The organism is Peterkaempfera griseoplana (genome assembly GCF_001418575.1).
Lineage (GTDB): Bacteria > Actinomycetota > Actinomycetes > Streptomycetales > Streptomycetaceae > Peterkaempfera > Peterkaempfera griseoplana.
Genome location: NZ_LIQR01000016.1, coordinates 23,800 through 35,518, shown reverse-complemented (window position 1 = coordinate 35,518; position 11,719 = coordinate 23,800). Strand labels below are relative to the sequence as shown.

The 11,719-nt window shown below is 74.1% G+C and carries 10 protein-coding genes and 1 pseudogene; 7 read left to right on the top strand and 4 right to left on the bottom strand.

The annotated features are described in order from the left end of the window. Positions 1 to 734: pseudogene (locus AOK09_RS01460) on the top strand (hypothetical protein); the annotation flags it as partial. A 313-nt stretch (positions 735 to 1,047) separates the two neighbouring features. Here AOK09_RS01460 and AOK09_RS01455 read toward each other — a convergent pair. After that, on the bottom strand, positions 1,048 to 1,683 hold the full coding sequence (locus AOK09_RS01455; RefSeq protein ID WP_079062634.1) for a YbhB/YbcL family Raf kinase inhibitor-like protein: 636 nt from the start codon (positions 1,681 to 1,683) through the stop codon (positions 1,048 to 1,050). Between the two features lie 145 nt (positions 1,684 to 1,828). Between AOK09_RS01455 and AOK09_RS01450 the strand changes: the two genes are divergently transcribed. From AOK09_RS01450 to AOK09_RS01440, 3 genes are all read left to right on the top strand, one after another. Beyond that, positions 1,829 to 2,701: a helix-turn-helix transcriptional regulator gene (locus tag AOK09_RS01450; RefSeq protein ID WP_245687065.1), complete on the top strand. Its 873-nt coding sequence runs from the start codon at positions 1,829 to 1,831 to the stop codon at positions 2,699 to 2,701. A gap of 266 nt (positions 2,702 to 2,967) precedes the next feature. Continuing rightward, positions 2,968 to 3,345, top strand: coding sequence for a hypothetical protein (locus AOK09_RS01445; RefSeq protein WP_055585236.1), 378 nt, complete (start codon positions 2,968 to 2,970; stop codon positions 3,343 to 3,345). A 477-nt stretch (positions 3,346 to 3,822) separates the two neighbouring features. Beyond that, positions 3,823 to 6,480, top strand: coding sequence for an ATP-binding protein (locus AOK09_RS01440; RefSeq protein WP_055585235.1), 2,658 nt, complete (start codon positions 3,823 to 3,825; stop codon positions 6,478 to 6,480). Between the two features lie 92 nt (positions 6,481 to 6,572). On the opposite strand, the gene AOK09_RS01435 is transcribed toward AOK09_RS01440, so the two are convergent. After that, entirely contained in the window at positions 6,573 to 7,067 is a 495-nt protein-coding gene (locus tag AOK09_RS01435; RefSeq protein WP_079062629.1) for a MarR family winged helix-turn-helix transcriptional regulator, read from the bottom strand. A 97-nt stretch (positions 7,068 to 7,164) separates the two neighbouring features. On the opposite strand from AOK09_RS01435, the gene AOK09_RS01430 reads away from it, so the two are divergent. Beyond that, complete coding sequence (locus AOK09_RS01430) at positions 7,165 to 7,590, top strand: GlcG/HbpS family heme-binding protein (RefSeq protein WP_055585234.1); 426 nt, start codon at positions 7,165 to 7,167, stop codon at positions 7,588 to 7,590. 43 nt (positions 7,591 to 7,633) lie between these two features. On the opposite strand, the gene AOK09_RS01425 is transcribed toward AOK09_RS01430, so the two are convergent. After that, positions 7,634 to 8,440 (bottom strand): helix-turn-helix domain-containing protein, encoded by an 807-nt coding sequence (locus AOK09_RS01425; RefSeq protein ID WP_245687064.1) that lies wholly within the window; start codon positions 8,438 to 8,440, stop codon positions 7,634 to 7,636. An 83-nt stretch (positions 8,441 to 8,523) separates the two neighbouring features. Between AOK09_RS01425 and AOK09_RS01420 the strand changes: the two genes are divergently transcribed. Continuing rightward, positions 8,524 to 9,924: an MFS transporter gene (locus AOK09_RS01420; RefSeq protein ID WP_055585232.1), complete on the top strand. Its 1,401-nt coding sequence runs from the start codon at positions 8,524 to 8,526 to the stop codon at positions 9,922 to 9,924. Positions 9,925 to 9,972: 48 nt separating this feature from the next. Here AOK09_RS01420 and AOK09_RS01415 read toward each other — a convergent pair whose 3' ends face one another. Beyond that, positions 9,973 to 11,001, bottom strand: a complete 1,029-nt coding sequence (locus tag AOK09_RS01415; protein ID WP_055585231.1) for an aldo/keto reductase — start codon at positions 10,999 to 11,001, stop codon at positions 9,973 to 9,975. A gap of 119 nt (positions 11,002 to 11,120) precedes the next feature. Between AOK09_RS01415 and AOK09_RS01410 the strand changes: the two genes are divergently transcribed. Beyond that, on the top strand, positions 11,121 to 11,717 hold the full coding sequence (locus AOK09_RS01410) for a TetR/AcrR family transcriptional regulator (protein WP_245687063.1): 597 nt from the start codon (positions 11,121 to 11,123) through the stop codon (positions 11,715 to 11,717). The last annotated feature ends 2 nt before the right edge of the window (positions 11,718 to 11,719 follow it).

Sequence of the window (11,719 nt, the reverse complement as noted above, 5' to 3'; positions counted from 1 at the left end):
CCCATGTGCAACTGGCCCTTCCCCCGCTCCCCGCGGCCAGTGGGCCGGGCCGCCTGCTGTCGGTGCTCCCCCCGGGCCTGGACCTCGGAGGGCGGGCCACCCCCTCGCCCTGGTGCCTGACGTCGGTGCCGCTCGGCCTGTCCAGGGATGCCGAGCGGTCCCGCGTCCGGGCAGCCGCCCAGCCCTTCCGGCTCCTCACGCCTCTGCTGGTCCTCACCGGCCTGACCTTCCACGGCGTCGCGGCGGTGCCCACCCGGTTCGGCAGACAGCGCGTCCTGGTCTTCACGGCGGGCCGCCTGGACGCCCTGAACCCCCGGCAGACCGCGCCGCTGCTGCCGCCCGACTGCGGACTGCGCCAGGGGTGGCGGCCGCCGTATCCGGCGTTCCACGGCATCCCCGGACTCCCGCTGCCGCTGCTCGGCATGGGCATTCCCGGCATCGGTTCCGTCGACCGCGGCGCACCGGGCCCCTGGTACCCCTGCCAGCGCAGGCTGGAGGCCTACGGCCCTCCGGGGCACTCCGTGGCAGCCGACGGCCGGGTGCTGCTGCTGACCAGGGTGCTGAGCGGAAAGCTGCTGGGGCTGCTCCCGGTGACCTTCACCCCCGACATGCCCCCGCCGCTGCCGGTGGGGCTCACCATCCCCATCCCGCTCTTCTTCACCGACGTCGTCGCCTACAACCAGTTCGTCCGGGCCGACCGGTTCGTCCCCAGCCCGGAGACGCGCGTTTTCTGACGCCGTCCCGACCACCGCACGAGGTCGTCGCGCCCCACCTGCCGGCGGACGCCCCGCCGCGGGGCGGGCCCAGGGCGCGTCCGAACCGTGCCCGCCCCGGCCCGACGGCCGGGAGTTACCCCCGGGCACGGCACGGCACCTCGCCGCGCCGTCGGAGTCGGCCGGTTACGCCTGGTCCGAGGCCGGTCCTCCGCCGTGCGATGCGCCCCCCTCGCCCGCCTTCGGCGAGGGGGGCACGCACCGGACGCCGCGCGCCCCACCGGCGCGGACCGCCGGACAAGCCCACCGGCCCCGCGCCGCCCGTCCCGCGGCCTCACCGCCGGGCGGTCGCGGTCAGCCGGGCCCGGCCGACGACATGGCCCGACATGGTGAACGCCGTGACCGCCGCCGGAGTCGACGCCGCCAGCTGCAGACTCGGCACATCCAGCGCGTACACGGTGATCTCGTACCGGTGCGGGACGTCCCCCGCGGGCGGGCACGGCCCCAGGTAGCCGGTACGGCCGGCGTCGTCCGTACCCGCCACCGCACCGTCCGGCAGGGTGTCGCCCAGCGAGGGGGTCGTGGCCGGGATGTCCCAGACCAGCCAGTGCCAGAACCCCGACCCCGTCGGCGCGTCCGGGTCGAACATGGTGACGGCGTAGCTGCGGGTGTCCCGGGGTGCGCCGCTCCAGGACAGCCGGACCTGGCGGTTGGCGCCCGTGCAGCCGAAGGCGTCCGCCCAGGCACCGGCGGGGAAGGTGCCCCCGTCGCGTACGTCCGGGCTGGTCACCGTGAAACGCGCGGCGGAGTCCGGGACGCCCGCTCGTACCCGGGTGTAGCCGTAGCCGCCGTCCTGCGCCGGGCCGGAGGCCGGGCTGCGGCCCAGGGCGGACGCCGCCGAGGTGCCGACGGTGGTCGCGACCGCGGCGGTCGCCAGCAGAGCCGTACCGGCCTTCAGGTGTCGCTTCATGATGCCCTCCCGCTGATCGTCGATCCTGTGGTGCACTCCACGATCACGGGTCGCGCGGCGGACAGGGAGGCCCGCCGGATGCTGGTGTGCGGGATACCAGGATGCGGAGTGGACCAGGCGGCCGGCGGTCCCGATCATGGAGCGTGTGACGGGGCGACAGGCACATCAGCAGACCGAACTGGCGCAGTTCCTGCGAGCGATGCGGGCACGCCTGCGGCCGGAGGACGTCGGCCTGCCCCGGACGGACCGCCGCCGCACCCCCGGGCTGCGGCGGCAGGAGGTGGCGCAGCTGGCGGCCGTCAGCGTCGACTGGTACATCCGGCTCGAACAGGGCCGGGTCGGCACCCCCGGCACCGCCGTGCTCGACGCCCTGGCGCAGGCGCTGCGTCTGTCACCGTCCGAACGGCGCCATCTGCATGTGATCTCCAGGGGCGAGGCCCCGGTCGCCCCGCACGTCCCCGCCCCCGTCGAGCCGTCACTGCGCGTCCTGCTGGACGGAATGCCGCTGCTGCCCGCGTACGTGGTCGACTTCCGCTTCGACGTCCTGGCCCACAACGCCGCGGCCCGGGCGCTCTTCGGGGAGGACTTCGGCACGGGCGACGCCGCCAACACCGCCCGCATGCTCTTCCTGCTGCCGGACATCCGCGAGATGCAGCTGGACTGGGAGCGGGTGGCGCGGGAGACCGTCGGCAACCTGCGCGCCAACCTGGCCCGCCACCGCGACGACGCCCCGCTGCGCCGCCTGGTCGCCGAACTGCGCGACGCCGACGCCGACTTCGCGTCCTGGTGGGATGACCACACCATCCGGCAGCGCGCCCACGGCACCAAACGGCTGCGGCATCCGACCGGCGGCGACCTGACGGTCTGCTACGACGCGCTGGCCACCCTCCAGGGTTCGGAACAGTGCCTGGTCGCCGTCACCCCGGCCGACGCGGCAGCGGAGCGCGTACTGCGCCGGCTGGTCGCCGCACGCGCCGCGGCCCTCACCGGACCTGGTCGCCAGGCCGTCGGCGCCTGAGGCGCGCGGCGCCGCAGCGCAGCCGCCGCAGGGCGGGAGAGGGGACCCGGTCCCGGCCCCGAGCACGGCGGAGCCTCCGGCCGCCGGGCCGTCCCGGGTCGCCGTCCGGGCCGTCCCCGCTTGCCGTCCGGAACGCCAGGGGAACGTCATCCCAACGTCATGGAGTCGCCGGCCGCGTGCCCAGAGGATGTGGTGCAGAGCAGGGGCGGGAGCCGGGGACCAGAGGGGGAACCCATCGCCCCTGAGAGACAAAGGGGACTGCTGTGATGAGGAAGCTGGCCGTGGCGGCCGGAGCACTCGGGCTGGTCGTCGTGCCACTGGCGGCCGCCGGCCCGGCGTCCGCCACCACCTCCTCCTGGATCCGCACGACGGCGACCATCGGCAACTGCACCGTCGAGCAGGTCATCCTGGAGGGCTACGGCAACAGCTCGCACGAGTACCAGACCGCCCAGCTGGCGGTGGACAACCCCGGCTGCTGGGTGCAGATGACCCAGTACATCAACGGCAACCAGGGTGCCTCCACCGGCTGGTGGACCCCCTACACGCCCAACCCCTACTACGACGGCCCGGGGTACCAGGACAAGGTCTGCGTGCACAGCGACTACTACAACGTGGGCCAGCAGGCCTGCACCTCGCTCTACTGACACCTCCGGTACGGACGGGGGTCGGACCGGAGACCGCAGGGGCGCCCACCCAGGGCGCCCCTGCGGCGTTCCCCCTCACCGGCCGCGGAGCCCCGGGTCCCGGGCCCTTCGGTCACTCCCGCCGGGCGTCCAGCGCGCCCGGGCGCGAACCGTCGGACCGGGCCTGGCAGGACGGGCCGTTGGGGACGACGGGGGGAACAGGTCCGGAGGGCGGCCCCGGCGGCTCGGTGCCGCGATCACACCTCCGGCCACCCGTGGACCGGGGCACGCCGGGTTCCGGAGAAGGAGGCACGTCCAGGGGGTCGTACACCAACGGAAATCCGCAGAAAACCGACAGGTCCCCGGTCGCCGAGCCGGAGGTTGACGCGGCGTCGCCAGGTGGTAGTTTGCACGGCGGTTGAGCGGGAGACGCCGGGACGCAACCCGGTCCTCCCGGTCTGTGCCGCCTCGGCGGCTGACTGCGTCCCAGGGGAGAACGTGGCTGGCAGCGCCTTCGGTGAACTCCTTCGCGACTGCCGGTTGCTGGCCGGCTGGACACAGGACGAACTCGCCGACCGTTCCGGGGTGTCCGCGCACTCGATCAGCGTGCTGGAGGCGGGACGGCGCCTGCCGCGGCTGTCCTCGGTCGCCCGGCTCGCGGACGCCCTGCACCTCGACACCCACCGCCGTGGACAGCTGATCGCCGCTGCCCGCACCGCCCAGGCCCCGGCGCGTACCGCCGCGGTGCCCGCAGCCGAGGACCGGCCGCGGGGGACGGGGATGCCCTGCCAACTCCCCTACGACACGAGGCTGTTCACCGGACGGGCCCGGGAGCTCGACCAGCTCCTGGCGCTGGCCCGGGCAGCACCCGCGGGAAGTGCAGCAGGCATGGTGGTGGTCTCGGCGATCAACGGGATGGGCGGCGTCGGCAAGTCCGCACTGGCCGTCCGGGCCGCGCACCGGGCCCGCGCGCACTTCCCCGACGGACAGCTCTTCGTGGACCTGCACGGCCACACGGCCGGCACCGCCCCGCTCACCGCGGACGAGGCACTGGACTGGCTCCTGCGCTCCCTGGGCGTCCCGCCCCAGCAGATACCCGGAGACCTGAGCACCCGCGCCGCCCTGTACCGGGAACGACTGGCCGACACCCGCACCCTGATCGTCCTCGACAACGCCGCGAGCGCCGCCCAGGTGCGGCCCCTGCTGCTGGGAACACCCGGATGCCTGGTGCTGATCACCAGCCGCAAGCGCCTCACCAGCCTGGACGACGCCCACATCCTCACTGTGGACGTGCTGCCCGTACCGGACGCCGTCGCCCTGCTCCGGGAGGGCGCCGGGGCCGGCCGCATCGCCGCCGGTGACCCGGCCGCCGCCGAGCTGGTGGGCCTGTGCGGCCACCTGCCGCTGGCGATCCGGATCGCCGCGGCCAGGCTGCGGCACAGCCGCAGTCTGCGGGTGGAGAGCCTCGTCGAGCAGCTGCGTGACGAGCACCGGCGGCTGGGTCACCTCATGGACGAGGACCGCAGCCTGGCCGCCGCCTTCGGCACCTCCTTCGCGGCCCTGTCCGGGCAGGAGCAGGACCTCTTCCGCCGGCTGGGCCGCTTCCCCGGCCAGGACTTCGACGCCTACACGGCCGGGAACCTGCTCGGCACCGACCACCTCACGGCGGAACGGCTCCTGGAGACGCTGCTCGACCACAATCTGCTCGTCCAGCGCGACCCCGGCCGCTACCGGTTCCACGACCTCATCGGGCTCTACGCACGAACCATGACCGGCCGTCAGGATGGTGGGGCGGAGCATGACGAGCCGCTGCGGAGGCTCGCCGACTACTACCGGTACACCGCCGCGCGGGCCAACCAGCACCTGGCCCGCCGTACCCGCCCCGGCCGGTCCGCGACCTCAGGGGAGCCCGTGGCGGTGCCCGCGCTGACCGACCGTGGGGGTGCCCTGGCGTGGATGCGGACCGAGCACCAGAACGTCCTCGCCTTCCTCGCGCATCCCGCGGCGGCGGCCCACCCCTCGCTCACCGTGGCCCTCTCCATGGACCTGGCGGCCTTCCTGCTGCTGGACGGCCGCTGGGCGCAGGCCGCCTCCCTGCACCAGTCGGCGGCGACCACCGCGGCGCGCAGCGGTGACCGCCTCGGCGAGGCGGACGCCCTGTGCGACCTGGGCCGGGTGCGGCATGCGACCGGCGACTACCGGGCCGCGGCGCACCTGTACGAGCAGGCGCTGCTGATCCACCAGGAACTGGGCGACCGCCACGGCCAGGCCAACGACCTCCATGAACTCGGCCGGATCCGGTTGCTGACCGGGGAGACCCAGGAGGCGGGGCATCTGCACGAGCGCGCCCTGGAGATCTTCCGGGACCTCGGCGACCACCTCGGCGAGGCCCGTACGCTCTGCGACCTCGGGCGGACCCGGCACTCCTCCGGCGACTCCTCCGCAGCCGCCGACCTGACCCGGCAGGTCGTCGCCCTCTACCGCACCCTGGGCGACCGCCGCGGCGAGGCCGCGGCGCTGCACGACCTGGCCTTCGTACTGGACGAGAGAGGGGACCGCGGCAGCGCGGGGGAGCTCTACGGACAGGCCCTGACGATCTATCAGGAGCTGGGCAGCGCCCAGGGGCTCGCCAACGCCCTGCGCGGCCTGGGCCGGGTGCGCCACGCCCTCGGCGACCACCGCGGCGCGGCCGACCTCCACCAGCGGTCGCTGGACGCCTGCCGGGAGGTCGGCAGCCGCCACGGAGAGGCCGACTCGCTGCGCGGTCTGGGCCGTGCCCGCCAGGCGCTCGGCGACCACCGGGCCGCCGCTGATCTGTACGGGCAGGCGCTGGCGATCTACCGCGACCTCGGCAGCCGCCCCGGGGAGACCGGCACACTCCTCGAACTGGGCACCCTGACCGTCACGACCGAGGGCCCCCGGGCGGCGCTCCCGCTCTACCGGCAGGCCCTGCTGCTCGCACGGCGCGCCCGCAATCCGCTGGACGAGGCCAGGGCCCTGGACGGCGCCGCTTGCTGCGCCCTCGCCCTCGGCGACCGTGCGACGGCCCTGGCCGAGATCCGGCAGGCCGTCGCCGTGTACCGGCGGCTGGAGTCCCCGGCGACCGCCGAGGCGGCCGAGCGACTGACCGCCCTGGAGAGCGCCGCCGTCGACTGACCCGTCCCGGCGGCGGCCGACCGCACGGGAGGGGTGGGGCCCACCGGCGTTGCACGCGGTGGCGGCTCAGTTCCCGGTCGGGGCCGGCCGTGTCATCGCTCGCGTGTGGTCGGTGTGAGGTCCGATGGGGCGGCGGGTCGGTCCGGCGCGGGGATCTGGTCGAGGATGCGGGTGAGCAGCGCGGTGAGCGTCTCGCGCTCGGTGGCCGACAGGGCGTCCAGGATGTCGTGTTGGACCTCGGTGAGCGTCCTGTCCAGTTCCTGGAGGCGGCGCCGCCCGGCGGTGGTCAGGGTGATCAGGTTGCGGCGCCGGTCGGCGGGGTCCGGGGTGCGCGCGACGTGACCCTGTTCCACCAGGGTGTTGAGCATCGCGTGCATGTCGCTCTGGTCGATTCCGCACCGCTGGCCGATCTGCGCCTGGCTGTCCGGTCCGAACTCGTCCAGCGCCGCGAGGATGGCGAAGTGATAGGCGTGTCCGCCGGCAGCGGCCATCGTTTCTCCGATGAGTCGATGCGCCCGCGTGGAGACCTTGTTGATCAGCCAGCTCGGTTTGCAGCGCAAACGGGTTGGCGCCTCGTCCATCTGCATGCGCGAAGCCTAGCCGATCCCTTGGTCCGTCCCATGAATCCGGCGTACCCTGGGTCCGTCCAAGGTTGGTCGATCCAAGAGATTGAAGGTGGAAGCGATGTTACTCACGTTGGATGAGGCTCGGGCCGCCAGCGACCGCGTGCGCGAACACGCCGCCGGACTCGGCGCGACGGTCACGATCGCCATCGTCGACGGTGGCGGGCACCTGCAGGTTCTCGATCGCATGGACGGTGCGTCTCCGATGTCGGCCCGTATCGCCCCGGCGAAGGCATCCGGTGTCGCGCTGTTTCACCGCGACGGCGGTGACCTGATGGGTCTGCAGCAGGCGTACCCGGCGGTGTTCGCGCAGATCATCGATGTGGCGGGAGCGCCCATCGTGGCCGGCTTGGCCGCACGGCTGATCCGGCGTGACGGTGTCGTCGTGGGTGCGATCGCCGTCGCCGGAGGGACGTTCGAACAGGACGACCAGTGCGCCGATGTCGGGCTCGGTCTCCTGTCCACGGCTGCCGTTCCAGCGTCATGATGTGAGCCCGAGGGCGGTGAGGCTCACCACGTTTGCCGCGCGATCAGTCGCGGCCGCTGCCGTCACCCGCCGGTGCGGGGCCCAGGAGGGCGCGGACCCGGCCGGGAGTACGGCCCAGTTCCCGGTGCATGACCCTGGTGAAGTGCGCCTGGTCGCTGAAGCCCAGAGCGGCCGCCAGCGCGGCGAGGTCGGTCTCGCCCTGGTCGATGCGGAGCAGCGCCCGGCTGATCCGCACCCGGTTGCGGTAGCGGCTCAACGACATGCCCACATGGTGACGGAAGGTCCGGCTCAGGTGGGACGGTGAGGACTCCAGCAGCCGGGCGAGCTCCACCAGTCCGGTCCCGGAAGACTCCTGGTCGAGGATCAGCTCCTGTGCCCGATGGGCGAGTTCGGCCCGGCCGGGCGCGGGCAGGTCGTCGGGCTCGCTGCGCAGCGCCAGCCGCAGCAGCTCCAGAACGGCCTCCACGGCGCCGAAGTCCGGATCGGCTCCGGTGCGCAGCAGCATCCGATGGGCCAGTTCAAGACGCGCGTCCACCCGGACGGAGGGAGAGCGGGCGGCCTCCAGCCCGTCGGTCAGCACTCCGCCGGCGACGGTGACCGAGGTGCACAGGTCGCCCCCCGCGGGGTGGGCGAAGCGCACCACCTCGCCGGGCCGGTGCAGATAGCCGCCGGCGGGCTCGACGGTCACCCGCCGGCCGTCGCAGTCGAGCCGGAACCTCCCCCGGCGGACCAGGACGATCCGCGCGGCGGACACCGGTTCGGGCGGGGACCAGCCGGACTGCTCGTCCGAGCACTCCACCGCCCGGATCTCGACCCCGGAACTCTCGACGACCTTCCTCGCGGTGCGCACGCTTCCGACTGTAGGCACCACGGGCTCGGCGATCCGCATATTTCTTCAAGACCGCGGCCGGGCGCCGGACCGATCCTTCGGGCATGCTCACCCACACTGCCCGGCCGGTCACGGCCACCCGCCTCGGCCCGGTGCTGGCGGTGCTGCTCACCGGCCAGGTCATGGCCTCCATGGACGGCTCGATCGTGTCGGTGGCGGCGCAGACCATCCGCGCGGACCTGCACGCCGGCGGCGCCGCCGTCCAACTGGTCGTCTCCGGCTACCTGCTGACCACCGGAGTGCTGCTGGTCACCTGCGCCCGCCTCGGCGACCTGCTGGGGCACCGGCGCGTCTTCCTGGCCGGGCTGGCCTGGTTCACCGTCGCCTCACTGCTGTGCGGGCTGGCCCCCGGCGCTGCCGCGCTGGTGGTCACCCGGGTCGCCCAGGCCGTCGGGGCGGCGCTGCTCACACCGCAGGTCTTCGCGCTGATCCAGCTGCGCTGGGACGGCGCGGCGCGGCGTCGGGCCATCGGGTGGTACAGCGTGGTGCTGGCCCTGGGGGTGGCTCTGGGGCAGGTCGTCGGGGGGACGGTGGCCGGCGCCGACCTGCTGGGCCTCTCCTGGCGGCCCGTCTTCCTGGTCAACGTCCCGATCGGCGCCGCGGTGCTGGCGGTCGCCCCGCGGGTCCTTCCCCGTGGGCGCCCCGTCGGCGGGCGGGGCCCGCTGGACCTGGCCGGTGTCGCCGTGCTGACCGCCGCGATGGTGGCGCTCGTCGTTCCTCTGGTCCTCGGGCCCGACCGGGGCTGGCCCGCCTGGGCGTGGCCGTCGCTGGGGTGCGGCGCCGTACTGCTGGCCCTGTTCGTCCGCCATGAGACCAGGACGCCGCACCCGCTGCTCGATCCGGCGGTGCTGCGGCCGGCCGGGGTGAAGCCGGGACTGGCGGCCTGCTGGATCGTGATGGGCTGCTACGCGGCCCTGCTGCTCACCCTGACCCTGCATCTGCAGTCCGCGCTGGGCCTCTCGCCGCTCGCGGCCGGGCTGGCCTTCGTCCCGTACACCCTCGGCTTCGGACTGGTCGGCCTGTCGTGGCACCGCTGTCCGCGGCGGCTGCGGTCGGCGCTGCCGGTCGCGGGTCCCCTCGCCTTCGCGGCCGGGACCACCCTGCTGGTGGTCCTCCACCGTGACCAGTGGCATCCGATGGGCACCCTGCCGCTGCTGATGCTGGCCGGGGCCGGACACGCCGCCGGTTACAGCCCGCTGATCGCGCAGATCAGCTCGCTGGTGGAGCCGCGATACGCGTCCGCGGTCTCGGCGCTCAACTCCACCGGCCCGGTGCTCGCCGAGGTGACCGCGGTCGCGGGCCTGGGGAGCGTCTACTTCGCGGCGCCTTCGTCGGCGGAGGGACTGCTGCGGGTGGCCGTCGCGCTCGCCGTCCTGCTGCTGGTCGCGGCGGCCTGCGCCGCGCGGGTCGCGGTGGTCCGCCGCGCCGGCGGGGGCGCCGGATGACCCCCGGCCGGGCGTCCCGGCGCACCGCGGTCCCCCGGGGCGCCGGGGTCAGGCGGCGGAGCGTTCGCCGGCGGGGCGGCGGCGCAGCGCGGGGTGCCTGACGGCGGGCGGGTCGTAGGCCATGTCCAGCGTCCCGATGTCGGTGCCCGGCGGCACGATGGCGTCGATCTCGTCGAGGATGTCGTCGGTCAGGGAGACCTGGGCGCCGGCGAGGAGGTCGTCGAGGTGGTCCATGGTGCGCGGCCCGATGATCGCGGAGGTCACGCCCGGGTGGGCGACGGCGAAGGCCATGGCGAGGTGCGTCAGCGGGATCCCGGCCTTGTCGGCGAGGAGGAGGAGCTGCTCCACGGCGTCGAGCCGGCGCTCGTCGCGCAGGTGGCGGAAGCCGAAGGCGGAGCGGTGGGTGTCGGCCTGCCGGTCCCTGCGGTAGCGGCCGGTGAGCAGGCCGCCCGCGAGCGGGCTCCACACCAGCGTCCCCATGCCGTACCGCTCGCAGACGGGCAGCACCTCGCGCTCGATGCCGCGGGTGAGGATCGAGTACGGCGGCTGCTCGGTGCGGAACCGCACCAGGCCGCGCCGTTCGGCGACCCACTGCGCCTCGACGATCTCGGAGGCGGGGAAGGTGGAGCTGCCGACGGCCCGGACCTTTCCGGCGCGTACCAGGTCGGTGAGGGCGGAGAGGGTCTCCTCGACGTCGGTGTCGGGTGCGGGCCGGTGGACCTGGAACAGGTCGACGTGGTCGGTCCCGAGCCTGCGCAGTGAGTCCTCCAGCGCCCGGGTGAGCCACCGCCGGGAGTTCCCCTGCTGGTTGGGGTCGTCGCCCATCGGCAGGTGCGCCTTGGTGGCGAGGACGACGTTGTCGCGGCGGCCCTTCAGGGCCTTGCCGACGATCTCCTCGGACTCGCCGCGTGAGTAGGCGTCGGCGGTGTCGACGAAGTTGATGCCCGCGTCGAGCGCCCGGTGGATGATGCGGACGGACTCGTCGTGGTCCGGGTTGCCGACGGCGCCGAACATCATCGCGCCGAGGCAGTAGGGGCTGACCTTGATACCGGTCCGGCCCAGGGTGCGGTAGTCCACGGTGCTCCTCATGGGTGTGCCGAGGTCCCGGCGGCGCGATATGCTCGCACAGCCGGAACAGCGTTCGACTTAGACGATACGGAACAGTGTTCCGTTTGGCAATGAAGGGTGGGTGTCCCGTGAACGACGGCCCGACGAGCGCGGAGCAGCCGCGTCAGCGTGTGCGCGCCGACGCCCGGCGCAGCGTCGACACCCTGCTCGCGGCGGCCGCCGAGGTGTTCGCCACCGACGGTGTGGACGCCCCCGTGCGGCAGATCACCGCCAAGGCGGGCCTCGGCACCGGCACCCTCTACCGGCACTTCCCGCAGCGCTCGGACCTGATCGCCGCCGTCTTCCGCCATGAGGTCGACGCCTGCGCCGAGGCGGCCCCCGTCCTCTCCGAGCGGTACGAACCGGTCGAGGCCCTCACCCGCTGGCTGCAGCGCTTCGCCCAGTTCGTCGCGGCCAAACGCGGCCTCAAGAGCGCCCTGCACTCCGGCGACCCCGCCTACGCGAGTCTCCCGGCCTACTTCCAGCAGCGCTTCGTCCCCGTGGTCACCGAACTGCTGGCCGCCGCCGCCGCGTCCGGCGACATCCGCTCCGACGTCGCCCCGTACGACCTGCTGCGGGCGATGAGCGACCTGGTCGCCCCGGACGACCAGGGCTACACCCAGCGGATGACCACGCTGCTCGTCGACGGACTCCGCTACGGCACCCGCACCGAGCCCGTCGCATAGGC

Excerpts from the sequence above, each read along its gene's own strand:
- AOK09_RS01455 (WP_079062634.1), bottom strand. The coding sequence starts at position 1,683 with ATGAAGCGACACCTGAAGGCCGGTACGGCTCTGCTGGCGACCGCCGCG.
- AOK09_RS01445 (WP_055585236.1), top strand. The coding sequence starts at position 2,968 with ATGAGGAAGCTGGCCGTGGCGGCCGGAGCACTCGGGCTGGTCGTCGTG.
- AOK09_RS01435 (WP_079062629.1), bottom strand. The coding sequence starts at position 7,067 with ATGCAGATGGACGAGGCGCCAACCCGTTTGCGCTGCAAACCGAGCTGG.
- AOK09_RS01420 (WP_055585232.1), top strand. The coding sequence starts at position 8,524 with ATGCTCACCCACACTGCCCGGCCGGTCACGGCCACCCGCCTCGGCCCG.
- AOK09_RS01430 (WP_055585234.1), top strand. The coding sequence starts at position 7,165 with ATGTTACTCACGTTGGATGAGGCTCGGGCCGCCAGCGACCGCGTGCGC.